The sequence below is a fragment of the Allotamlana fucoidanivorans genome (assembly GCF_045788535.1).
In the GTDB taxonomy this organism is placed as follows: Bacteria; Bacteroidota; Bacteroidia; order Flavobacteriales; family Flavobacteriaceae; genus Allotamlana; species Allotamlana fucoidanivorans.
Window position 1 is genome coordinate 1463349 of sequence record NZ_CP074074.1, and the last position, 24536, is coordinate 1487884.

Here is a 24536-nt window from a genome sequence, read left to right on the forward strand (position 1 = left end):
TTTAAGATAATTCAAGAATAATGGTATACTTTTGCCGAAAATTTAAAAATCAATACTTATGTCGTTTAATTTTAAAGAAATATTCACTGCATTTATGGTGTTGTTTGCTGTTATTGATATTGTTGGAAACATTCCAATAGTGATTGATTTACGAAAAAAAGCAGGTCATATACAAAGTGAAAAAGCAGCTGTGATAGCAGGAGTTATTCTTGTCGTTTTTCTGTTTTTAGGAAAAAGTATTTTAAACCTTATTGGTATAGATGTTAATTCCTTTGCAGTTGCTGGTGCATTTATTTTGTTTTTTATAGCACTTGAAATGATTTTAGGTATTACCCTATACAAGCAAGAAGATCATGATGCCATGACCACAGCAGTGTTTCCTTTGGCTTTTCCGTTAATTGCTGGACCTGGAAGTTTAACCACATTGCTGTCACTTAGGGCAGAATTTAGTACCGAGAACATTGTGGTAGCTGTAATTATGAACGTTGTTATTATTTATATGGTTCTGAAAACGTCAGCACGAATTGAACGACTTATTGGGCAAAATGGCATCAACATTATTAGAAAAGTATTTGGAGTGGTATTACTAGCTATTGCTGTAAAACTCTTTGCACACAATATAAAAGCTTTATTTGATATTGCTTAAATTTGCATCAAACAGGTTTTTTATGAAATATTTTATCTTTTTTATCATTATTGCGGCCGCAAGTTTGGGAGTTTATAACGCTACAAAAATTAGTATGACAGCACCTTTTGAAGGCGAAAGTATGATTGGTATGATTACATTATTAGCATCCCTTTGTGCCATCGTATTAATGGTTATTCTTCTTGTTTCAAAACGCATAGAGAAAAAAGTAAAAGATCACCGTAACAATGTATGATGCTTTAATTATTGGTGGCGGAGCTGCTGGTATGTCTTGCGCTTTGGTGCTAGGTTCTGCCAAGAATAAACCGTTTGCTAAAAACAAGCATGTTGGTATTATCATTCATCAAAAAGCATCACATTTGCAGACCGCTCTTTTTAATAATGTTTTGGGGCTACCTCCAAACACTACAGGCGCTTCTGTTCTTGAGCGTGGCAAACAACAACTTTCTGAGTTATATCCCCATGTTACTCAAATTGAATATGAAAAGGTGTTAGAAATTTCACGACAAAAAGAACGTTTTTTAATAAAAACAAATAAGAATGCTTATACCACAAAACTTGTGGTAGTTGCGGTAGGTTACACCAGTTTAATGCGTATTAAAGGTTTAGAACAATACGTTGAACCACACCCAAGAGCTGCTATTGAAAAAGATCGTATCTGGTTAAAAAACAATGATCATCTTATAGAAGAGAATCTTTATGTTGCGGGTACATTAGCAGGATGGCGCAGTCAATTTTCAATCGCTTCGGGAAGTGGCGCCCATGTAGCTACAGATATTTTAACGCTTTGGAATAGTGGTAGGCATACAAAGGTACATGATAAAATTGAAAACTAATTTATTCGCCTTGACTTAACTTAATCACCTCATCAATCATGATGTCTCTTTGATTAAATACTTCGTAAAACGCACCACCACCAAATAACTGATCGGCAAGCGTTGCCTTGATGTATTGTTTAACCTCATCATGATAAGCTACAAAAGTCACTTTTGAATCTGATCGTATGTTTAGGTAATCTTGAAAAGCATAAACCAAATCATCACCAACCTTAAACTTATTTATAAACTCAGCTTTTGAAAAGGCATCATAAGCATGTCTATCGTTTTCCAGTGTTTCAAATACAAAGTTTCCAAAAAAACCTCTACGTTGTAAAAAGGCTAATGTTTCATTCTCCATGCTATTATCAATAGGGACAAAAACATCAGGTATAATACCGCCGCCGCCATAAACTACTTTGCCGCCAGGTGTGGTAAACTTTAATGAATCGTCTACTTTAATTTTTTCAGGATCTAAAAGCTCGCCACTGTTCAATCTGTCAAAATACTCATCGTAATAATCCTTATGGCCTTTGCTATATGGTTTTTGAATAGAGCGCCCCGTAGGGGTGTAGTATCTGGAAACAGTTAAGCGAACAGCGCTACCATCTCCCAAGTCCATTTCACGCTGTACCAATCCTTTGCCATAAGATCGCCTACCAACTATGGTGCCCTTGTCATTATCTTGTAAAGCCCCTGCTACAATTTCACTGGCCGAAGCCGAATTTTCATCAATAAGCACATATACCTTGCCGTCTTCAAAATCACCTTTGCTGGTGGCGTAACTTTCATCAATATCACCACGCTTATTCTTTGTAAACAAAATAAGTTTATCATTTTCAAGAAATTCATCTACCATTTGCTCGGCAATGCCTAAAAACCCACCTGGATTTCCACGCAAATCTAAGGCTATTTCAGTGGCACCTAAGTCTTCTAATTGACTTAAAGCCTTTTTAAACTCTTTGTAGGTAGATTCGGCAAATCGATTAACTTTAATATAGCCTAATTTGTCTGTAATCATATAGGCGGCATCAACACTTTTTAGTGGGATTTTGCCACGTTTTACTGTGAATTTTAATAGTTTGGGTACTCCTTTTCTGTAAACTGTGAGTTTAACTTTTGAATTAATAGGGCCTTTCAGTTTTTTTACCAAATCATTATCATCAATCTTGTCGCCATAAAGTGTATCGCCATCTGCTAAAAGGATTCTATCTCCTCCTTTTATACCGGCTTTGTCACTTGGTCCGTTTTCAATGGCTCTTATCACCGCAATGGAATCTTTATAAGTATAAAAACTAACCCCAATTCCAACAAAGTCGCCTTTCATTTCTTCAGCAACGCGCGACATGTCTTCTTTAGGAATGTAAACCGAATGAGGATCTAGATTTTCTAAAATACCATTTACCGTAACATCAACAATACTATCGGTATTAATGTCATCTACATAATCATATTCAATATAATCAATAAGTCTGTTTAGCTTGTCTTTTTTACTATTGGTTGAAAATAATCTGTCTGGCGCATCTGTAAAACTTAATTTACCACCAATAAAAATACCTGCGGCTATAGCCACTCCTAATACTAAAGGCAAATATTTTTTTTGATATGACATTACGCTTTTAAATCTTCAATTTGTTCAAGTACAATTCCTGCTTTTTCTAAAAACTTCAGACCCGAATCGTCTTTATAAGCCTCGTGATAAACCACTTTTACTATACCTGCTTGATGCACTAATTTACTACATTCTTTACAGGGCGACATCGTGATATATAAGGTAGCTCCCTTGCAAGATTGAGTCGATGAGGCTACTTTTAAAATGGCATTGGCTTCTGCGTGCAACACATACCATTTAGTGTAACCTGCTTCATCTTCACAAAAATTTTCAAACCCCGACGGTGTTCCATTGTAACCGTCTGAAATAATCATTCTATCTTTTACAATAATGGCGCCTACTTGTCTGCGATTGCAATAAGATAGTTTTCCCCATTCTTTAGCTATTCTCAAATAAGCTTTATCGTACTTTAGCTGTTTATGTTTAGGCATTCCTTTTTTTTAATTATGGCGTTACCCTCATAATTAGTTGCAAAATATATTGAAAGTTTACAACCATTCGGGTCAGGCTTTCCGCTACAATCTTTGGCGAAAAAGCAAAAGGATTTTCACTTCAATCCTTAACGCGAAATAATATAACGAATATACTCTGTTCGTATTTTAATTACAATGCCAGACAGGAAAGTTTTTAGGAAAGTTTAACTAATTTTTGAATTAAACCGTTTAAGTATGTTAAAAAAGTATTTTAATTTTACTGCTTAACAATTTCGCTACTACTACATTTTAATGTGAATAGCGTGTTCTAAATAAAATCACTGTTTAAAATCATAGGAATTACCAAGCCAACAACAATGGCTGAGATTACCATAATCCAGTCCCGTTTTGAAAATCTGAATATAGTTTGCACCATATAACCTAAAAACAATACAATAAACACAATGATGATTTGAGCAATCTCAATACCTAAAGCAAATTCTAGTAACAGCATGAGCTTGCTATCCTGTTCTCCTAGTAAAATTTGAAATTCACGCGCAAAGCCTAAACCGTGAATCAATCCAAAAAATAACGTAGATAAAAATAGAACACCAACTTTCTCTTTTTGTGCACCTTTGCCTGCGGTAAACACATTAAAAAGAGCTACAACCAATATCGTTATTGGAATTAAAAATTCTACTAACGAAGCATTTACGCTTACTATACCGTAAGTTGATAGTACCAATGACAGGGTATGCCCTAAAGTAAACATAGAAACTAGTAAAAGTACACGTTTCCAATCTTTAAACACATAGGGTATGGTTAATACTATGAGAAATAAAACATGATCGTAGGCATTAATATCAAGAACATGATTGATGCCATACTCTACATTAAACCAAAAATTTTCAAGCATAATAATTAAGATTTAGGGAGCGCCAAAGATACAAATTATTTATACTTCTTGTTTAGCTGGAATAGCATCTCCTCTGTGACTTCATCTAATGAAAATCTGTGTTTCCAATTCCAATCTTGTCTGGCGTATGAATCATTGATACTTTTAGGCCAGCTATTAGCAATGGCTTGTCTGTAATCAGGAGCATAGGTCATTTTAAACTCTGGCATATGCTTCTGTATAGACGCTTCAATATCACTTGGAGTGAAGCTTATGGCCGCTAAATTATATGACGATCGTATTTTAATGGCTTTGCTGTCGGCTTTCATAATATTCACCGTAGCGTTGATGGCATCATCCATAAACATCATAGGTAATTTAGTATCCTGTTTTAAAAAACATTCATACGACTTATGTTTTATAGCTTCATGATAAACTTCTACGGCATAATCTGTTGTGCCTCCACCAGGTAAGGTCTTCCAGCTAATAATACCCGGATATCTAATACTTCGTACATCAACACCATATTTATTGTGATAGTATTCACACCAACGTTCACCAACCTGTTTTGTAATGCCATAAACGGTTGATGGTTCCATAATAGTATACTGCGGCGTATAATCAGTAGGTGTTGTAGTGCCAAACGCGGCAATGCTTGAGGGCCAAAACACCTTGTGTATAAAGTTAGATTTGGCTAAATTTAATACATTAAACAGAGATATCATGTTTAAATCCCAAGCTTCCATTGGGAATTTTTCGCCCGTAGCACTCAGCATAGCAGCCATAAGATATACAGTGTTTATGTTAAACTTTTCAATACATGTTTTTACACTTGTATAGTCTTTAGCGTCAACAATCTCAAAAATACCAGAATTAACCACATCTAAATTGCTGTAACTAATGTCGCTCGCAACAACGTTATCGGCTCCGTAGAGATCGCGCAGTTTAAATGTGAGTTCAGAACCAATTTGTCCACATGCCCCAATGATTAGTATTTTAGGATCCATATACTACCGTATTAATATAGAATTTTCAAAAATAATAAGTTTAAAATGATAATAATGTATTTTTTTCTTAGAAAATTTATAATTTGATGATATTGAATTATGATTGAAAAAACAATGATTACTCTATATTTGCAGTACATTATTTAAAGTCAACATGGTCATGCGTATAACAGGTATAACTTTCTTTTGTTTATTTGTTTTGGTTTTTAGCTGTAAGCAAAATCAAGATGAAAATGTAACAAACCCAACTAAAACAGAAAAGGTTGCATTAATTTCAGAAAAAGAAGTTGCTGCTTTAAAGTATACCGATTACGAATTAGATGATAAAACACGACAAGTTGTAAGAGACTGGACACCTTTTGTTCAGCTTCAAAATGATGTTGTAAATAAGGTGAAGGTTGCCGATTTAAGTTTTTTCAATGATAATAATAAGGCGATTGTTCTGCTCATAAAAGACTTAAAAAAAGATATTCCCGAGGCTGCTAAATCTCCCTCTATTGATGCCAGAATTTTGGTGGTTGAAACTAAAATTTATGAGCTAGAAAGTATTTCAAACTTATCAACTACAACAAAAGATGAATTGCTTGTAGCGATTAAAGATTTCCTTGTTTCGTTTTCAAATTTAAAACTTCAATTAAATAAAAAAATAGAGTTCGATACGCGTACCATTGAAAAACCTTAGTGGTCTTACGTTCATTTGAAGTGATTTTTTATTTCCTAGTTATAAAATTTTGCTAAATTTTTGTTAACAAGAAACAAATATTAATCTTATCACAGATTAATATTAGTAATTTGTAATCTGATTATAATAAATCATAAAAAACTAAAACACATCATTTTGCCGTCAACAAAGCAATTTGATAATTAACTTAATGATTCAGTAAATGAAAAACTACGTAAAACTACTTGCTTTTTTAGGTGTTCTGGCTATGGTTAGTCTGCAATCTTGTAAGAAAGACACCGAAAAAGAAATCGCAAAAACAGAGGTTGTGCCAGGGATCAATCTAGATTTTATGGATAGCACGACAACTCCTAACAATGATTTTTTTCGATATACTAATGGGAAATGGCTAGACCAGACAGATATTCCCGATGATAGAACGAGCTGGGGTTCTTTTCATGAGTTACTAAAGAAAACAGATGATGATGTGTTAGCCATATTAAGTGCTGCCATGAGTGAAGATAAAGATATGATGTCTATTAATATCAGGCCTGGGTCAGATCAAGAGAAAGCCGTAAAGCTTTTCAAAACCATAATGGACACCACGAGTAGAAACGAATTGGGGGTTAAACCATTGAAGCCTTATTTAAGTAAAATTGAGTCGATATCTAATATCAACGATCTTCAAAATTATTTAATTGAAATGGAACCGCTAGGTGGGGGTGGTTTTTTTAGTTTTTACGTATACGCCCATACTAAAAACAGTAATATTAATGCGGGTTACCTTGCTCCTGACGGATTAGGTCTTCCCGATAGAGATTACTATGTAAAAGAAGATGAAGACTCTAAGGAAAAAAGAAAAAAGTATGTAGCACATATAACCAGAATGTTACAGTTTTTAGGGTATACTGAAGCTGAATCTTCTGAGCAGGCTACTGATATATTGGCTTTTGAAACAAGTTTGGCTGAACCTAGAATGGACAAAGTAGACAGACGTGATGCTAGAAAAAGATACAATCCAAGATCTATTGATGAACTTCAAAATATGGTGCCTGCTATCCAATGGAATGCGTATTTTGAAGGTATTGGTGTAAAACAAATGGATACCGTTATTGTAAATGAGGTGAACTATATGAAGGCGCTTCAAACGGTATTGTCTCAAAATAATGTAGAGACATGGAAGTCGTATTTACGTTGGAATGCCTTTAACTCTGCCGCTTCTTTACTTAGTACAGAAATAGCAACGGCCAACTGGGAGTTTTATAGTAGAACGCTACGAGGCGCAAAAAAACAAAGACCACTTGATGAAAGAGCGCTTCAAACAGTAAATGGTACTATTGGTGAAGCTTTGGGTAAACTTTATGTTGATAAAAAGTTTCCGCCAGAAGCTAAAGAGAAGGCTGAAAAAATGATTCAAAATGTCATTAAGGCTTATGAACTAAGAATTAAGAATTTAACCTGGATGACCGAAGCAACAAAACAAAAGGCTATAGAAAAGCTTTTAGCGCTAAAAGTAAAAATTGCTTATCCAGATAAGTGGAGAGATTACTCAGAATTAAATGTAGCTGGTGTTGATGAAGGAGGTTCTTACTTGCAAAACATGCTCAATGCTAGTCGGTGGAATCACCAGCAAAACCTCAAAGATCTTGGTAACCCTGTTGATAAAAGCCGATGGAGTATGTCGCCTCAAATGGTTAATGCCTATTTTAGTCCTGCGTTCAATGAAATTGTTTTCCCTGCTGCCATTTTACAACCTCCATTTTATAATTATCAGGCAGATGACGCGGTTAACTATGGTGGCATTGGAGCGGTAATTGGACATGAGATTTCACATTGTTTTGACGATTCTGGTTCTCGATATGATAAGAATGGTAACTTGAATAATTGGTGGACCGATGAAGATTTAAAACAGTTTGAAGCCTTAGGAAAAGATTTGGCAGACCAGTACAGTAAAATTGAAGTATTGCCAGAAACCTTCATAAATGGTCCTTTTACCTTAGGAGAAAATATTGGTGATTTAGGAGGTGTAACTGCAGCTTATGAAGCTTTACAACTTAGTTTTAAAGACAATGGACGTCCTGAAAATATTGATGGATTCACACCAGAACAACGGTTTTTCTTGTCGTGGTGTACTATTTGGAGAACAAAATCACGTGATAATGCTTTAAAAACCCAGATAAAAACAGATCCGCATTCACCAGGTATGGTAAGAGCGGTGCAACCGCTTTTAAATATTGATGCTTTTTATAATGCATTTAATATTAAGGAAGGTGACAATATGTATTTAAACCCTGAAGAGCGCGTTAAGATTTGGTAAATTAAACATCTAAGGGTTTATAAAATAAAAAGGCACATTCATAATTTTATAAATGTGCCTTTTTTATGTTAAGTGTTTCTTATTGTTTTGGCTACTCGGTTTGTGTTTGAGATTGCATCACTTGTTTTTGTCTTAATAATTCATTTTTTGTTAATTGAAGCATATTGAAATTAGGTGCTATTTTAAAGGCTGCATCAAGTTCATCAACTGCCAAATCAATGTTTGCTTTTTTGTCTTTATTATATATAGACAAGGCATTTAAATACATGAATCCTGCTTTAAGCGGTACTTCATAAGGGGTTTGTCTTTCATAATAAGCACGTTTCATATCATCTTTGGCATTGGCTAAACCAAAAGCTATATGCTTATCGGCTTCATCAAATTTTTGAAGTTGCATGGCAATTTCGGCTAATTCATAAGCAATCATAGGGTCAGATTCCCGTTTAAATAACTCTGTAAAATGTGAATAGGCCATTTTAGGCTGACCAACAGCTTTCAAAGAAATAGCTTTTACTTCTACAGCTATATCTGAGTCTTCGGGGTTAGTGACAATACCTATTGTGTTTAACGCCTGAACATATTTGCCTTCACTCATATAGATATAAGCTAGAGTGTCTTGTCTTGCTACCGATGGCTGTAAAACATTTAAATGTGTCATAGCATTGATAATGCCTTGTACATCCCCTTGGGTTTTCATTTGTTTATAATACGCATCAAAATGCGAAATTAATTCTGAGTTAGTTTGTGCATTCAACATAAAACTACTTGTCAATAAAACCAATCCAACTAATTTTTTCATCTTTTTTAATTTACTTTATTTAGAACGCTAAATCTATAAAAATTTAACAGTTAATTTCTTAAAACTACGCTAATTATTTTTGTTTGTTTACAAAATGACTGGCAGTCTTAATTATTTTATTTGTTTGAAATATAAGGTGTTAAGTGAATTTGTTTTCAAAAAATAAGTCATAAAAAATTCTAAAGAGATGCTATAACACTAAAAAAGAGCTAGGAAAATTAGAAAAAAACAGCTATATTTCAGTTTACTAAATTTACTAGTTATGGGGATAAAGAGTTTTCAAGGCGCAAGAAGGCAGCAGGCATCAAATACAGAATCACAATCATTAACCGTTAGTGATTATATGACAACGAGCTTAATTACATTTAAGCCCGATCAGCCTATAGAAATTGTAATGCAAGCTTTAATAAAACACAGAATTTCTGGTGGGCCAGTGGTAAATGATAAAAATGAATTGGTAGGTATTATTTCCGAGGGTGATTGTATTAAACAAATTAGTGAGAGCCGCTATTACAATATGCCTATGCAAGATCAAACTATAGAAAAGCACATGGTGTCAAATGTTGAAACCATTGATGGAAATATGAATATTTTTGATGCTGCTAAGAAGTTTTTAGAATCTAAACGCAGACGTTTTCCAATTGTAGAGAACGGTAAATTGGTTGGGCAAATTAGTCAGAAAGACATCTTAAAAGCGGCCATGACCATAAAAGGTCAAACTTGGAAATAAAATAATCGTTTTAAGAAGCACAAAGGTCTCTTTATAAATATAAATTTATGAGACCTTCAGGTGTGTCTACCAAAATAAGGTGGTTGATTCTGTCTACCTTTAAGATAAATTCATCGTTCATAGGGATTAAAATTTCAATACCATCTCTATCTACTTCGAATAAAGCTTGGGCGGTTGAATCGTTAACAGATTTAATGATTCCTACGTCTCCAAAGTTTTTGTCAACGATTTTGAAACCAATAATTTCATGAAAATAGAACTGATTACCTTCTAGCTTTGGAAGCAGGTCTAAAGGCAGGTAGAGCTCACATTTCATAATAGCATCTGCGTCAGCTTCAGAATCTACATCCTCAAATTTTATACGAAGTAATTCAGATTTGTGTAATTGAGCGTGTTCAACAAAAAATGGCACTAAATTATTTCGAAGCTCCAAAAAAATAGCATCTAAATGCTCATAAAGCTCAGGCTGATCGGTATCAAGTTTTACCAATACTTCGCCTTTAAAGCTGTATTTTTTCACAATTTTTCCTAGGTAAAAACAGTCGTCCTTTTTCATGGTATAAAAATAAAAAACTCCGATAGTATGCTATCGGAGTTTAAAAGTATAAAAAATAATTTTTTTATTCTTCTTCGTTTGTTGCTTCAGCTGTTTCTTCTTCTACTACAGGAGCAGCGGCAGCAATTCTTGCTTCGTTTACAGCTTTCTCAGCCGCCAATGCTTCAGCTTTCGCTTTTGCTTGAGCTTCTGATAAACCTTCTGCTTTCGCTTCAACCTTTGCATTTTTTTCTTCCAACCAAGCATTGAATTTTTCTTCAGCTTGCTCTTCAGTTAAAGCTCCTTTTTTAACGCCACCAACAAGGTGATTTTTCAATAAGGCTCCTTTGTAAGATAAAAGGTTTTTAGCAGTGTCTGTTGGTTGAGCTCCATTTTGTAACCATTGCACAGCCCCATCAATATTCAATTCAACGGTTGCAGGGTTAGTGTTTGGGTTGTAAATACCTAATTTTTCTAAGAATTTACCATCTCTTTTTGCTCTTGAGTCAGCTGCTACGATCCAGTAAAAAGGTTTCCCTTTTTTACCATGTCTTTGTAATCTAATTTTTACAGGCATAATAATTAATTATTTGAGGTTCTCGACCTCGGTTATTAATGAGGGCGCAAAGATACTATATTTTTTTAATTATCAAGCTTTTATTGATGGTGAATTTAAAATAATAGGCAAACAGGTGTAGGTACTTTAACATCATGTAAAAAAGTAAGTTGCCCGCTGTTTTTGTCAATGGAATACACAGCAATATTTTCACTTAACTTATTAGCGACTAAAAGGAAGTTTCCTGTAGGGTCTAGGGTGAAATTTCTAGGCCAGTCACCATGAACTGAAATACTTTGAATCTTGTCTATTTCCCCCGTTTTTGTGTCTCTTTTAAACACAGCTATGGTGTTTTCGCCACGGTTTGAACCATATAAAAAGCGTTCGTCATGTGATAAGTGAATGTCGGCACATTTGTTTTTACCTTTAAAATCAGGGTCAAGGGTACTATCATAATCAATCATTTTAAATCCGTTCCCTATTTTTTTTATGGAAGTAATAGAGCCGCCATACTCATTTATAATATAAATAAATTGACCGTCTTTTGTTATTTCAAAATGACGTGGGCCAGGATTTCCTGTGGTTTCAATAAGACTATCTGATTTAAGCTGATACTTTGTGTCTTTTAACTGGTATTGATACAGGGCATTTCTTCCTAAATCGGCAACATAGATATCGTTCTTAAAAAATTTTGCCGAATGAGCATGAGCCTTTTCTGTTTCAGTATTATGATTGAATACTTGCGAGGCTTCACTAAGAGCACCGTTGGTATTTATGGGTAAGAATGATACCGTACCGCCACCATAGTTTGATACAACTGCTAAATTTCCCTCTTGGTTGATAGAAATATGGCAAGGCCCTTTTCCTTCACTATTTTCCGTGTTTATATGTTGTAAATATCCGTCGGGTTTCATTTTAAACGCCATAACCGCACTGGTTTGTCCTTCACCCACAGCATATAAATAATTTTTTTTAGGGGAAAATGCCAGAAAAGAGGGGTTTTCTGCTTTAACGGCCAATTGTAAATCATGAAGTACTCCTGTTTTTGTGTTAAACGTCATTTTATAGATGCCTTCGCTGTTTCCTGAGGTATAAGTGCCAATATAAAGGGGAATATCTTGAGAGTTACTCGTCAAGAAAACGAATGATAAGATAAAAGAATGTACTAATTTGGTCGTCATTTTATTTTGAATTGAAAATCCAATTTATGATAAATTAACTTAAATCTCGATAAGAGGTGTTAATTTTTCAAAATTAAATTTTAAACTAAGTTAAATGGTTTGATGTAAGTAAATTATGAATTTATCTTAGCTAAACAGATCTGTTATAGATGTGAAACAATACGCATCTCTAAAAGAATTTATTGGAATTAAAATGTAATTATTATGAAAGCTACAGAAAGAATTTCAAACAAATTGAATGAATTGTTAGTTAAGAATTATGATGCCGAAAAGGGGTATTTGAATGCCGCTGAATCGGTTGAAAGTCCTGATTTAAAACTATTTTTTAAAAGACGGGCTTTTGAACGAAGTGAATTTGCTAATGAGTTAAGAAAAGAGATTTTGAGGTATGATGAGCATCCTAAAGATTCAGGTAGTTTTAAAGGAGTAGTATACAGAAATTGGGTAAGCTTAAAAAACCTGTTTACATCAAACAATGAGGAGGCGATTTTAGAAGAGGTAATTAAAGGCGAGGAAAGAAACTTAGAGGAATATCTCGAGGTTTTAGAGGATAGAGTATTGCCTTCAAGTATTGTAACGTTATTGCTGAATCAAAAAAATGCTATCCAAAATGCTATTGATGCTTCAAAGAAAAAAGAGATTTTAGTAACCTAAGGGTTGAGCGGAGTTTAGCAATGTGAGAAGAGCTATCTATATAGGTAGCTCTTCTTTTTGTTTAAAACTCTTTATAACTTCACTTTAAAAAAGTGTAAATTCTACCTATTTTTATAGACTTATTATTTTGTTAATAGCAGAAACAAAACCTGGATAAAATTTATGTACTTAATCTTCGATACAGAAACTACTGGCTTACCAAAACGTTGGGATGCTCCAATTACAGATGTTGATAATTGGCCAAGATGTATTCAAATAGCTTGGCAGCTGCATGATGCCATGGGAAACTGTATTGATAGTCAAGATTATTTGGTGCGCCCAGACGGATTTAATATCCCTTATGATGCAGAAAAAATCCACGGAATTTCTACTGATTTAGCCCAAGAAGAAGGCGTGCCATTGTCAGAGGTTTTAGAAAAATTTAATGCCGTACTAGGCAAATCAAAATTTGTTGTTGGGCAAAATGTGCAGTTTGATCTGAATATCATGGGGGCAGAGTTTGTACGTGAACAGGTAGATAACAATTTGCAAGAACTTCCAGTTTTAGATACCTGTACAGAGCATACGGCCGAATTGTGTCAAATTCCTGGTGGGCGTTACGGAAAATTTAAATTACCTACTTTAACAGAACTGCACGAGTTTTTGTTTAATGAGCCCTTTGCTGAAGCACATAATGCCACTGCCGATGTTGAAGCCACAACACGCTGTTTCCTAGAATTGGTGCGTTTAGAAGAATACACAAAAGAGCAGCTTGATGTTCAGCCCGATTATTTTGAGAAATTCAAGGAAGCCAATCCAGAGCCTATACAGCTTATAGGTTTAAAGCATATCAACCTCAAAAAAGCGAGTGCCAAGTTAAGAGAACGCCTAAAAAAAGCTGAGTCTAGTATCTCATCAGAGGCTATAAAACAGAATATTTCAGATTTAGCCGATGTTGATTTTGTGCATCTTCACAACCATTCACAATTTTCGGTGTTACAATCTACTATGGGGGTTGCAGATATTGTTTCGGCTGCCGCTCAATATAATATGCCAGCAGTAGCTCTTACAGATCATGCTAATATGATGGGGGCATTTCACTTTATCAATGCTGTAAATAGACACAATAGTGGTGTTAAGACCAAGATTGCAGAGGCAGAAGCCTCTGGAGAAGCGGTTGAAGCTAAGGAAATAAAACCGATTGTGGGTTGTGAATTTTTTGTGTGTAGTGATCATTTAGACAAGTCAAGAAAAGATAATGGTTACCAAATAGTACTGATTGCAAAGAATAAAAACGGCTATCATAATTTAGCAAAGTTATCATCGCATGCCTTTGTTGATGGGTTTTATTATGTACCTAGAATTGATAAAAAACTTATTCAGCAATATAAAGAAGATCTAATAGTTTTAACAGGGAACTTGTATGGGGAAGTGCCAAGTAAAGTGCTTAATGTTGGTGAGAACCAAGCTGAAGAAGCGCTTATTTGGTGGAAAAATGAATTTGGAGATGATTTATACGTAGAAGTGATGCGTCACAATCAGGAGGATGAAAATCGGGTTAATCCTACTTTGATAAAATTAGCTAAAAAACATGATTTAAAAATAGTTGCATCCAATAACACCTACTATCAAAAACAAGAAGATGCTAATGCGCATGATATTTTATTATGTGTAAGAGATGGAGAAAAGCAAGCCACACCAATAGGTCGCGGCCGTGGCTATCGTTATGGTTTACCAAATCAGGAGTACTATTTTAAGTCTTCTGAGGCCATGAAAGAATTGTTTAAGGATATTCCTGAAGCAATATTGAATATTCAAGGCTTAGTTGATAAAATAGAAGCTTTTCAGCTGGCACGAGATGTGCTTTTACCTGCCTTTGATATTCCTGAGGAGTTTAAACATGAGGAAGATTTAGTTGATGGTGGTAAACGTGGTGAAAATGCCTTTTTGAGACACCTAACTTACGAAGGCGCGAAAAAACGTTATGGCGAACCACTTGGTGAAGAAGTGATTGAGCGCCTTGATTTTGAACTTAACGTTATCGAGAAAACAGGCTATCCAGGCTATTTCTTGATTGTTGAAGACTTTATTCGTGAAGCACGAAATATGGATGTGTCGGTTGGTCCTGGGCGTGGTTCTGCTGCTGGTTCCGTGGTGGCTTATTGCCTATGGATTACCAACATAGATCCTATGAAGTACGATTTGCTTTTTGAGCGTTTCTTAAATCCAGATCGTGTGAGTATGCCCGACATTGATATCGATTTTGATGACGAAGGCCGAAGTCGAGTTATGGATTACGTTATTGAAAAGTATGGTGCCAATCAGGTAGCGCAAATTATTACTTACGGAACCATGGCCGCGAAGTCCTCCATTCGTGATACCGCTCGTGTGCTTGATTTGCCATTGTTTGATGCGGATAGAATTGCCAAGCTTATCCCTAATATGTCTAAATTAAATAAGATTTTTGGTTTAGATGAGAAAGCTTTAGCTTCTAAATTTAGGTCTGAAGAATTAGAAAAAGTTAATGAGCTTTTAAATATTGCAGATGGTTCAGATTTACAAGCCGAAACTTTAAATCTGGCAAGAACCCTAGAAGGCTCCGTTAGAAATACTGGTATTCATGCTTGTGGGGTAATCATCACTCCAGATGATATTACCAAGTTTGTACCAGTGTCTGTGGCCAAAGACTCCGATTTGTACGTAACGCAGTTTGACAACTCTGTTGTAGAATCGGCGGGTCTGTTAAAAATGGATTTTTTAGGGTTAAAAACCTTAACTCTTATAAAAGATACGGTTAAAATTGTAAAGGCTAAACATGGGATTCAGCTTGATCCGGAAAATTTTCCTTTAGATGATGAGGAAACTTATGCTTTATTCCAAAGGGGAGAAACCGTAGGGGTGTTTCAATACGAATCTCCTGGGATGCAAAAACATCTTAGAGATTTAAAGCCTACTGTTTTTGAAGATTTAATTGCCATGAATGCCTTGTATCGTCCTGGCCCTATGGAGTATATTCCAAGTTTCGTACGCAGAAAACATGGTGATGAAGAGATAGAGTACGATTTGCCTGCCATGGAAGAATACCTTAAAGAAACGTACGGTATTACGGTTTACCAAGAGCAGGTGATGTTGCTGTCTCAAAAACTTGCCGATTTTACCAAAGGTGAAGCTGATGTACTGCGTAAGGCCATGGGTAAAAAACAGATTGCAGTGCTGGATAAAATGAAGCCAAAATTCATTGAACAGGCAAGTGCTAATGGTCATGACGCTAAAATTTTAGAGAAAGTTTGGAAAGACTGGGAGGCCTTTGCGAGCTATGCGTTTAATAAGTCGCACTCTACCTGTTACGCTTGGATTGCCTATCAAACAGCTTATTTAAAAGCGCATTATCCTGCCGAGTATATGGCTGCGGTGCTTTCCAATAACATGAATGACATAAAACAGGTTACGTTCTTTATGGAAGAGTGTAAACGTATGAAGTTAGATGTATTAGGCCCAGATGTTAACGAAAGTTACTATAAATTTTCAGTAAATAAAGATGGCGCGGTTCGTTTTGGTATGGGGGCTATTAAAGGGGTTGGTCATGGTGCGGTAAAAACTATTGTAGAACATAGAAAAGAGGATGGGCCGTATAGATCTATTTTTGATTTAGCCAAACGCATTGATTTGCGCGCAGCTAATAAAAAGGCTTTTGAAAATTTGGCTTTAGCTGGAGGCTTTGATGGATTGGGTAGTACACACCGAGCGCAATATTTTCATGATGATGGCAGTGGAATTACTTTTTTAGAAAAAGCCATAAAATACGCTCAGAAATACAAAGAAAATGAGAATTCAGCTCAGGTGAGTTTGTTTGGAGAAGCCAGTGATGTTCAAATTCCAGAACCTGAAGTGCCACCTTGTGAAGAATGGGGCACCATGGAAAAACTGAGTAAAGAACGTGAGGTGGTTGGGGTTTATATTTCTGGTCATCCGTTAGATGATTTTAAAACCGAAATGAATACCTTTTGCAATGCCGTGGTGGGTATGTTTAATAATCTTGAGCCTTATGTAAATAGAGAGTTGGTTTTTGGTGGCGTGGTTACCGATGTACAACACCGTGTAAGCAAACAAGGTAAAGGTTGGGCTCTTTTTACTATTGAAGATTATAATGATAGTTATGAATTCAGAATTTTTGGCGAGGAGTATCTAAAATACAGGCACTTCTTGTTGCAGAATAATTTTGTGTTTGTAAAGACCTTTGTAAGAGAAGGGTGGACGAATAAGGACACTGGGAAAAAGAGTGACCCTAGGTTGCAGTTTAACAGTTTTCAGTTACTGCATGATGTGATGGAACAATATGCCAAGAAACTGTCTATTCAGCTGGATATAAATGATTTGAATGAGCAAAAAATTACAGACTTAAAAGAGTTAATTCATATGCATCCAGGAAATCAAGCGCTTAATTTTGTGGTTTATGACGCCAAAGAAAAAATGAAGCTTAATATGCCAAGTAGAAGGCAAAAGGTAAAAGTTTGTCAGGAGTTACTTGATGAACTGCAATCTCAGGATGTTAAATTTAAGTTGAATTAGTCCGTTAATTCAAATTCAGGACAATCAATGCGAATTTCAACAGTTTGTAGCTGTTTTTCTAATAAATTGCAGTAGTGTTGGTCTTTATTTTTTTGATAATATCTGCACCTATAACAAGTACGCTGTACGGTAAGTATCCCTAGTTTGTTAAGTTTGAAAATGAGTTCGCTTAGTATTTTAAATGTTTGTTCTAAGCTATAAGCATCACTGTTTGATAATTGTTTCTTTAAGGGTTCAGCATAGTGTTCTGTTTCCTTTACAATAGCGTGTCCTGTATGAGATAATTGTATGCTATAACTTCTACTATCAGTGGTTGAGTGCGCTTTGTTAATGAGTTCTTTTTTAATCAAAACACGAACCGCATCACTAATGGTTGGTTTAGTTAAGTTAAATTCTTTAGCTAAGTGACTAACATTGCAAAAATTTAATGTATGGTGTTTTATAAAAATCAGAATTTGAATTTGAATAGGACTCAAGCCTAGTGTTTTAGCTTTTTCCCATAGTAGCACTTTAAAAGCTTCAGATATGCGCTCTAAACCGGCAACAATTTTACTTGAAATGTCCTCTTCTTGGGTGTATGGATTAAATATACTCATAAAAAAACCTGTCGAATTTCTTTTCGACAGGCTAAGTTAGTAATCCTAACTAATAAAAGCAAAAATTAAGCTTTTACATCTTCCATAGAAGCCCCAAAGTTGATATGCAAAACATTGCCGGTTGGGGTGACTAGAGCTGGTACAGATTTTACGCCTGCGTTTTCGGCTTCAGGAATTCTAGAAGCATCTTCACCAAAGTGAACGATTTCAACATTATCTTTTCCTATAAGTTTAATGATGTCATGCTCTGCACTAATGCATACTGGACACCCTGCGTGATAAAAAACGGATTTACTCATAATGATTAGTTTTAAAATTTATACACTATAAAAGTAATAAGGAATCCTAACTAAAACAAATAGTCTGTGTCTTTTTTGTTGTTTTCAAATGTTACGTGTTTTTTTCGTCTAAATAGAGGCTTAAATTATTTAATTTGTCAGTCCAGAATTGTTCATAGAATTTCAACCAGCTAGTGATTTCTTTCAATGCTTTTGGGTTGGCATTGCAATAGCGTTCACGACCTTGTGATTCAATATACACTAATCCAGCCTGTTCTAACGTTTTAATATGCTTTGTAATCCCTTGTCTTGTTATGTCAAATTGATTTGAAATTTGCGTGATAGACAAAGCAGAAGTGGCAATAACCAAGGCATGAAAAATATCACGCCTTGTTGGGTCTGCAATAGCTTTAAATAGTTTAGTGATTTTATCCTGCATTCACTTCTTCTTTTAAGTAGTTAGACAATTGAGAAAGACAATTTTCCCAGCCTCCATTAAAGCTTTCAAACATAGCAATAGCTGTTTCGCCTGCATAATTTCTAATTCCCGAATGTTCTAAGTTTAGCTTTGTGCCGTTTGGGGTTTCTTCCAATAACCAAGATACAGTCGTTTCTGTTTTTGTATCTGCAACAATCCAGGTATAAACCAAACGATAGGGGTTTGCGTACTTAATTTCACCATGTATTACAGTGCACCCTTTGTCATTGGGTTCAGCAGTAAACGTATATTTGTAGCCTTTTTCTGGTTTAAAATCTGCTTTTATAAACCATGTAGATAGTGCTTCGCCCTGTGAAATGGCCTGCCATACTTGATTAATATCATGCTTAAACAGGACTTCTTTTTTAATAACATCTTTCATTGTAATTCGTTTTTTGATTAATACGCAACTTTACGGTTGCTAAATTAATGTAAAATTTTCTATTAAGCAACTAAAAGGTTGCTTAATTTGTTTCACTTATAAAATTGTTATCTTTGCGCAAAGGATAGTAACGGTTTTTATTGCACAAAAAAGGGAGTTTAATAAGCAGTATGCTTTTTGTGAAACTGACTTGATTTTATACGAATAAACTTCTTGCTAGCAAAAAAGATAGCGCTGATAGCCTGGTTTATGCACCCTTACACAAAATACATAGTTCCTGTTAATTTAACTATAAGTAAAACAAATTGACAGATTGTAAGCTTAAGTGTTTTTTTTGACTAATTTTGTGTTATAAAAATAGAAACAGATTAAAATATAAATATTATGGCATTAGAAATTACAGATGCAACGTTTGAAGAAACGGTATTAAAAAGTGATAAGCCAGTTTTGGTGGATTTTTGGGCAGCATGGTGTGGACCTTGTAGAATGGTTGGACCAATCATTGAGCAAATTAGTGAGGAATATGATGGTAAAGCAGTAGTTGGAAAGGTTGATGTTGATGCTAACCAAGAGTTTGCTGCAAAGTATGGTGTACGTAATATACCAACAGTTTTGGTTTTTCAAAATGGAGAGGTAGTTGGCAGACAAGTTGGGGTTGCACCAAAGAATGCTTATACAGATGCCATTGATGGTCTTTTGTAAAAGATAATATAACGAAAAAGAAAAAGTAAAAGGTTTGTCATTATGGCAAACCTTTTTTTATTTTAGACACATTCAAAATATAAAACAATGAGCAAATTAAAGATACAAGATGCTATTGATGAAAAATTAATAGCACAGCGTAAAGTGTTTCTATGGGGGCAGGTAGATGACAAATCGGCCAAGCACGTTATAGATAGGTTGTTATACCTTGATGCTTTAGAGACGCAAGATATTCATTTATATATTAATAGTCCTGGTGGTTATGTAACTTCAGGGTTTGCTATATATGATACCATAAAGGCTTTAAATAGTGATGTGTCAACCATATGTACGGGGCTTGCTGCGTCAATGGGGTCTATATTACTTTCGGTAGGTACAAAAGGTAAACGTTTTATTCAGCCACATGCGCGGGTTATGATTCACCAGCCTAGCGGTGGCGCCAGAGGGCAAGCCAGTGATATTGAAATTACTGCTCAAGAAATTTTAAAAACTAAAGAATTAAGTGCGAAAATTTTGGCCGATAATTGTGGGCAAGATTTTGAGAAAGTGATGAAAGACTTTAATAGAGATCATTGGATGGGAGCCGAAGAATCTGTGGCTTATGGTATAGTTGATAAAGTGATTTAATTGAATTTACAATCAGAATTAAATAAAGCTGAAGGGTTTAAAAATCTTGAATTACTTGCTAAACAAGTGGTTGAAGGTTTTGTGGCGGGTATGCATAAAAGTCCGTTTCATGGGTTTTCTGCTGAGTTTGCCGAACATAAAATTTATAATCAAGGTGAAAGCACGCGGCATATCGACTGGAAGTTGTTCGCGAAAACCGATAAGCTTTATACCAAGCGCTATGATGATGAAACCAATTTACGTTGTCATATCATTATAGATAATAGTAGCTCAATGCATTATCCAGAGTTAAAAGCCTTTTCAATAGATCACTTAAATAAAATTGCTTTTTCGGCTTTGGCGGCAGCTTCTATGATGCATATACTAAAGAAGCAACGGGATGCGGTAGGATTGAGTATTTATAGTGATAGCTATGATTATTATGCGCCCGAAAAAGGCAGTGAACGCCACCATCAGATGCTTATAAATCATTTGAGTGAAGCCGTGGTGTCAAAGCCTAAAATGCGGCGAACAGAAACCTATAAGTATCTTCATGAAATTGCCGAAAAAATCCATAGACGCTCTATGATTTTTTTGTTTACTGATATGTTTCAAACCGTTGAAGATGACATTAAACTTTTTGAAGCTTTAAGACATTTAAAGTATAATAAACACGAGGTCATTTTGTTTCATGTGTTTGATGGTGAAAAAGAAGTAAACTTTCAATTTGATAATCAACCCAAACGATTTATTGATGTTGAAACGGGTGAGTCTATTAATTTGTATGCTGATTCAATAAAAGACAGTTATAGCCATGCGGTTAACACCTATTTTGAAGCGATAAAATTAAAATGTGCACAGTATAAAATTACTTATGTCGAAGCAGATATTCATAAAAAATTTAATAATATACTGACAACGTATTTGTTAGAACGTCAAAAATTTGCTTAGAGTTTAAATGAAAATGTTTAAGGCGGTTGTAAAAAGAAACTTTTTAAAAAAATATGTAAAAAAGTTAAAAAAAGGTTTGACAAATTAAAAAAGCCGTGTATATTTGCAACCGCAATAAAGCAACGGTCTGGTAGTTCAGTTGGTTAGAATGTCGCCCTGTCACGGCGAAGGTCGCGGGTTCGAGTCCCGTCCAGACCGCCAAATTGCTAAAAGCTCTAAGAGATTAGGGCTTTTTTTGGCAATATAAAGAAGTTGTGTTGTTCCTAGAGAAATCTAGGATGTAGTTTGCCAAAGTGATTTGGTAACCAATGGAAAGCTTTCCTTTTTTCTTTATTGAAAATGGGGATGCTTTTTTGTTTTAAGTGAGATTATATTAAAAAAGCTCTATATACAAAATAGCAAATGCTATAAATAAAACCATCCATCCAAAGGACTTTTTGAGGTTTGAGCCTTTAATGTAGGAAGAAAGGTAATGGCCAAAGAATATACCTGAGATTGATATAGTCGTAAAAATCAAAAGAAATCCCCAGTTTATTTCAGTATTTCCAAGGTCGCCCAAAAAACCAACCAACGATTTTATGGCAATAATAAACAATGTTGTAGCAACGGCCTTCTTCATTTCAATTTTCAACAATAGAACCAGAGCAGGAATAATGATAAAACCACCTCCAATACCAATAACACCAGTTAACAAACCAATTATAATCCCTATAATAACAATCAAGAGGTAGTTATGGTGAATTGGATTATAATTTGATTCAATTATTTTTTTCTTTTTAATCATAGAAGTGGCAGAAAATATCATAATTACTGCGAAAAATACCATAATGGCTATATCCTTTGTAATTACAAAGTCATTCACGGTGATTATCTCCATCGGAATTAGAGGCATTAAATACTTACGAACAACATAAACAGCCAAAAATGCTGGAATAGCAAAAACAACAGCTAGTTTATATTCTATCAATCCTTTCTTCCAATTATTTAGAGTTCCTATTGAAGAGGACGTCCCAACTACAAATAATGAGTATGCCGTGGTGGTTATTGGATTGATGTGGAACAAATAGGTTAAAATTGGAATGGCGATTATAGAACCTCCACCTCCCATTAAACCTAATGTCACACCAACAATCAGTGCTCCAATATATCCAAAAATTTCTATTAATTCCATTTTAAAATTCTTTGTTTAATAGTATTATATGCATTTTGCATGCCATGTATTGTAAGTTTCATAATATCAGTTACTTACAGTATTCGATTAAAAAAAAAGGTCATGATATTTAGTGAATTGACGATATTTCGTCATTGTTTTTATGATTTCTCGTGAATTTCCAAAAAGGTCGGCAAAGTATTATTTTAGATGAAGGATGCAAAAACACTGATTTTCGGGAAAGCATAGCAGACCCAATCAGAATACCAAATTGCTAAAAACTCTAAGAAATTAGGCTTTTTTTGGAATAGTAAGAAGTTGTGTTGTTTCTGGAGAAAGCCAGGGTGTAGTGTGCCAAAGTGATTTGGTATCAATGGAGAGCTTCCCTTTTCTTTACAGAAAATGGATGCTTTTTCTTATGTATACAAGCGAAAGGTAATGGGTTTACAGTTAATCATATCGTTAATTTTTGTGGTTAGCTTTTAGGTTGAAGAGTGAGAAACTAATGCTTCAAACCTTAGTAAAATGTGATGTTATATAAACCAAAATGAAAATATAATCGTACATATTGTGATTACCCTAAATCAAAATATTATGAAACATTTACTTTTGTTAATTCTACTTTTTAGTGTTTATACGGCTTCGGCACAAATTTCGTTTAGAACGGGAAGTGTAACTCTTGATGCCGATTTGAATATAGTAAACACCCAAGGGCGTTCAAACTTAAACGCTTTTTATAGCGATATGAGATTGTTTTACAATATCTCAGAAAACAAACTTAATTACATGGGAGCAACGTTGAACATGGTGCCGGGTGAAATCTTTTTGTCTCTAGAGATTTCTAGGGTGGCAAGAGTCTCAATAGATAGGGTTTTAACAGTTTATAAAGGACATAAATCTCAAGGGTGGGGAGCTATTGCCAAACAGTTGGGCATAAAACCAGGTTCAGCTGAGTTTCATGAATTGAAAAAAGGCACTGGAAAAAAAACAAATAGAGGACAGGGAAGAAAACAAAAAAAAGATAAGCACAAAGGCAAGCATTAAGAGATATAATGTGCTTTTTATAATAGAGAATCTGTTCTTTTATTAGAAACATAAATTTTATTAATTTAGTGAATACTAATCAAATACAAATTTTATGTTTGATTCCTATCAACATTTTTTGCAAACACCTGGCTATAACAAAATAATTGGAGAAGATTATTTAATTGTAGAGTTTAAGTGTCCTATAAAGGAAGAATTGTTTACAGCTTGGTCTGAATGCCACAGTGTGGTTTATGTATTGAGTGGCCAAAAAAAATGGATAACTCCTGCAAACGACTATCTGGTAAAAGAAAATCAATCCATTTTTGTTAGAAAAGGAGCGTTTAAAAATCAGCAATATTTTGAGGAAGGTTTTTGCGTGCTCATGTTTTTTATGAAAGATGATTTTATTAGAAGATGTGTAAAAGAAGATATTAGTAGCGAAATAAAAACGTTAAAACAAATAAGCCATCCAAATTTTATTTATAGAATTCATGTTTCTGAAAGCTTAGAAACCTTATACCATTCCTTTTTTTCTTATTTGAAAGAAGGTAAGCAAATTTCACAAAAAATAATTGAATTAAAATTCAGGGAAATGTTGCTTAATATTTGTTCAAGTCAAAGTAATAGTGATATTAAGAACGTTTTTTATACCATTGCCCAAAATGTTGATGGAACCATAGAACGCGTTATGGAAGAACAATTTATCTATAATCTAAAAGTAGATGAATTTGCTAGGTTGTGTGGAAAAAGTATGTCTTCGTTTAAAAGAGAATTTCAAAAAATATACAATACAACACCAGGAAAATGGCTTTTAGCAAAACGACTAAATTTGGCAAGCAACTTAATGTTGAGTACAGACTTTACTATTCAACAGATATGTTATGATTGCGGTTTTGAAAGCGATTCTCATTTTATACGAAGTTTTAAAAATGAGTTTGGGGTAACACCTAAGCAATGGAAAAATTCAAAAAAAGCACGTCTTAATGATGCCGTTTAAC

26 protein-coding genes and 1 tRNA gene are annotated in these 24536 nt (G+C 34.6%); 14 read left to right on the forward strand and 13 right to left on the reverse strand.

From position 1 onward, the window contains the following. Nucleotides 1–58 precede the first annotated feature (58 nt). From KFZ70_RS06730 to KFZ70_RS06740, 3 genes are read left to right on the forward strand one after another with little or no spacing between them, the layout of a single operon-like run. Complete coding sequence (locus tag KFZ70_RS06730; RefSeq protein WP_139695813.1) at nt 59–646, forward strand: MarC family protein; 588 nt, start codon at nt 59–61, stop codon at nt 644–646. 22 nt (nt 647–668) lie between these two features. Beyond that, nucleotides 669–881, forward strand: a complete 213-nt coding sequence (locus tag KFZ70_RS06735; protein WP_139695811.1) for a hypothetical protein — start codon at nt 669–671, stop codon at nt 879–881. Beyond that, a complete protein-coding gene (locus KFZ70_RS06740; RefSeq protein ID WP_139695809.1) occupies nt 874–1482 on the forward strand; it encodes an NAD(P)/FAD-dependent oxidoreductase in 609 nt (202 codons plus the stop codon). Before KFZ70_RS06735 ends, KFZ70_RS06740 begins: the two co-directional genes overlap by 8 nt. 1 nt (nt 1483) lies before the next feature. On the opposite strand, the gene KFZ70_RS06745 is transcribed toward KFZ70_RS06740, so the two are convergent. The 4 genes from KFZ70_RS06745 to KFZ70_RS06760 form a co-directional block, all read right to left on the reverse strand. Beyond that, nucleotides 1484–3073, reverse strand: coding sequence for a S41 family peptidase (locus KFZ70_RS06745; RefSeq protein ID WP_139695807.1), 1590 nt, complete (start codon nt 3071–3073; stop codon nt 1484–1486). After that, on the reverse strand, nt 3073–3504 hold the full coding sequence (locus KFZ70_RS06750) for a dCMP deaminase family protein (RefSeq protein WP_139695805.1): 432 nt from the start codon (nt 3502–3504) through the stop codon (nt 3073–3075). The genes KFZ70_RS06745 and KFZ70_RS06750 overlap by 1 nt, the downstream gene beginning before the upstream one ends. 310 nt (nt 3505–3814) lie before the next feature. Then, nucleotides 3815–4402, reverse strand: coding sequence for a HupE/UreJ family protein (locus KFZ70_RS06755; protein ID WP_139695803.1), 588 nt, complete (start codon nt 4400–4402; stop codon nt 3815–3817). A 35-nt stretch (nt 4403–4437) separates the two neighbouring features. Next, a complete protein-coding gene (locus tag KFZ70_RS06760) occupies nt 4438–5388 on the reverse strand; it encodes an NAD-dependent epimerase/dehydratase family protein (RefSeq protein WP_139695800.1) in 951 nt (316 codons plus the stop codon). Between the two features lie 160 nt (nt 5389–5548). Between KFZ70_RS06760 and KFZ70_RS06765 the strand changes: the two genes are divergently transcribed. Together KFZ70_RS06765 and KFZ70_RS06770 are read left to right on the forward strand one after the other, a co-directional pair. Next, the gene (locus tag KFZ70_RS06765; protein WP_139695798.1) at nt 5549–6070 is read left to right on the forward strand and encodes a hypothetical protein; all 522 of its coding nucleotides are present in this window, start codon (nt 5549–5551) and stop codon (nt 6068–6070) included. A gap of 202 nt (nt 6071–6272) precedes the next feature. Continuing rightward, the gene (locus KFZ70_RS06770) at nt 6273–8366 is read left to right on the forward strand and encodes a M13 family metallopeptidase (RefSeq protein ID WP_139695796.1); all 2094 of its coding nucleotides are present in this window, start codon (nt 6273–6275) and stop codon (nt 8364–8366) included. A 91-nt stretch (nt 8367–8457) separates the two neighbouring features. Here the strand turns inward: KFZ70_RS06770 and KFZ70_RS06775 are convergent, their stop codons facing one another. Next, the gene (locus KFZ70_RS06775) at nt 8458–9165 is read right to left on the reverse strand and encodes a hypothetical protein (RefSeq protein WP_139695794.1); all 708 of its coding nucleotides are present in this window, start codon (nt 9163–9165) and stop codon (nt 8458–8460) included. Between the two features lie 262 nt (nt 9166–9427). Between KFZ70_RS06775 and KFZ70_RS06780 the strand changes: the two genes are divergently transcribed. Beyond that, a complete protein-coding gene (locus tag KFZ70_RS06780; protein ID WP_139695792.1) occupies nt 9428–9895 on the forward strand; it encodes a CBS domain-containing protein in 468 nt (155 codons plus the stop codon). 31 nt (nt 9896–9926) lie between these two features. Here the strand turns inward: KFZ70_RS06780 and rimM are convergent, their stop codons facing one another. The 3 genes from rimM to KFZ70_RS06795 form a co-directional block, all read right to left on the reverse strand. Then, nucleotides 9927–10451, reverse strand: coding sequence for a ribosome maturation factor RimM (rimM, locus tag KFZ70_RS06785; protein WP_139695790.1), 525 nt, complete (start codon nt 10449–10451; stop codon nt 9927–9929). A gap of 64 nt (nt 10452–10515) precedes the next feature. Then, complete coding sequence (locus KFZ70_RS06790; protein ID WP_139695787.1) at nt 10516–11007, reverse strand: 30S ribosomal protein S16; 492 nt, start codon at nt 11005–11007, stop codon at nt 10516–10518. 95 nt (nt 11008–11102) lie between these two features. After that, nucleotides 11103–12167 (reverse strand): lactonase family protein, encoded by a 1065-nt coding sequence (locus KFZ70_RS06795; protein WP_139695785.1) that lies wholly within the window; start codon nt 12165–12167, stop codon nt 11103–11105. Between the two features lie 204 nt (nt 12168–12371). On the opposite strand from KFZ70_RS06795, the gene KFZ70_RS06800 reads away from it, so the two are divergent. After that, nucleotides 12372–12821, forward strand: a complete 450-nt coding sequence (locus KFZ70_RS06800; protein ID WP_139695783.1) for a PA2169 family four-helix-bundle protein — start codon at nt 12372–12374, stop codon at nt 12819–12821. Between the two features lie 162 nt (nt 12822–12983). Next, complete coding sequence (gene dnaE / locus KFZ70_RS06805) at nt 12984–17369, forward strand: DNA polymerase III subunit alpha (protein ID WP_139695781.1); 4386 nt, start codon at nt 12984–12986, stop codon at nt 17367–17369. Here dnaE and KFZ70_RS06810 read toward each other — a convergent pair. The 4 genes from KFZ70_RS06810 to KFZ70_RS06825 form a co-directional block, all read right to left on the reverse strand. Further along, on the reverse strand, nt 17366–17965 hold the full coding sequence (locus tag KFZ70_RS06810; protein WP_139695779.1) for a MarR family winged helix-turn-helix transcriptional regulator: 600 nt from the start codon (nt 17963–17965) through the stop codon (nt 17366–17368). The genes dnaE and KFZ70_RS06810 overlap by 4 nt on opposite strands. Before the next feature lie 65 nt (nt 17966–18030). Next, on the reverse strand, nt 18031–18264 hold the full coding sequence (locus KFZ70_RS06815; protein WP_139695777.1) for a thioredoxin family protein: 234 nt from the start codon (nt 18262–18264) through the stop codon (nt 18031–18033). A gap of 91 nt (nt 18265–18355) precedes the next feature. Then, on the reverse strand, nt 18356–18682 hold the full coding sequence (locus tag KFZ70_RS06820) for a helix-turn-helix transcriptional regulator (RefSeq protein ID WP_139695775.1): 327 nt from the start codon (nt 18680–18682) through the stop codon (nt 18356–18358). Further along, complete coding sequence (locus KFZ70_RS06825) at nt 18672–19103, reverse strand: SRPBCC domain-containing protein (protein WP_139695773.1); 432 nt, start codon at nt 19101–19103, stop codon at nt 18672–18674. Before KFZ70_RS06825 ends, KFZ70_RS06820 begins: the two co-directional genes overlap by 11 nt. 384 nt (nt 19104–19487) lie before the next feature. On the opposite strand from KFZ70_RS06825, the gene trxA reads away from it, so the two are divergent. The 4 genes from trxA to KFZ70_RS06845 all read left to right on the forward strand — a co-directional run bounded on the left by trxA (nt 19488) and on the right by KFZ70_RS06845 (nt 21563). Next, nucleotides 19488–19805: a thioredoxin gene (gene trxA / locus KFZ70_RS06830; protein WP_139695772.1), complete on the forward strand. Its 318-nt coding sequence runs from the start codon at nt 19488–19490 to the stop codon at nt 19803–19805. A gap of 87 nt (nt 19806–19892) precedes the next feature. Continuing rightward, nucleotides 19893–20432: a ClpP family protease gene (locus tag KFZ70_RS06835; RefSeq protein WP_139695769.1), complete on the forward strand. Its 540-nt coding sequence runs from the start codon at nt 19893–19895 to the stop codon at nt 20430–20432. Beyond that, the gene (locus tag KFZ70_RS06840) at nt 20433–21362 is read left to right on the forward strand and encodes a DUF58 domain-containing protein (RefSeq protein WP_139695767.1); all 930 of its coding nucleotides are present in this window, start codon (nt 20433–20435) and stop codon (nt 21360–21362) included. It abuts the gene before it with no gap. Nucleotides 21363–21486: 124 nt separating this feature from the next. Continuing rightward, nucleotides 21487–21563 (forward strand) — tRNA-Asp (locus KFZ70_RS06845). A 172-nt stretch (nt 21564–21735) separates the two neighbouring features. Here KFZ70_RS06845 and KFZ70_RS06850 read toward each other — a convergent pair. Next, nucleotides 21736–22533: a sulfite exporter TauE/SafE family protein gene (locus KFZ70_RS06850; RefSeq protein ID WP_139695766.1), complete on the reverse strand. Its 798-nt coding sequence runs from the start codon at nt 22531–22533 to the stop codon at nt 21736–21738. Between the two features lie 573 nt (nt 22534–23106). On the opposite strand from KFZ70_RS06850, the gene KFZ70_RS06855 reads away from it, so the two are divergent. Both KFZ70_RS06855 and KFZ70_RS06860 read left to right on the forward strand, forming a co-directional pair. Next, nucleotides 23107–23556: a hypothetical protein gene (locus KFZ70_RS06855; protein ID WP_139695763.1), complete on the forward strand. Its 450-nt coding sequence runs from the start codon at nt 23107–23109 to the stop codon at nt 23554–23556. Nucleotides 23557–23650: 94 nt separating this feature from the next. Beyond that, on the forward strand, nt 23651–24535 hold the full coding sequence (locus KFZ70_RS06860) for an AraC family transcriptional regulator (RefSeq protein ID WP_139695761.1): 885 nt from the start codon (nt 23651–23653) through the stop codon (nt 24533–24535). The last annotated feature ends 1 nt before the right edge of the window (nt 24536 follow it).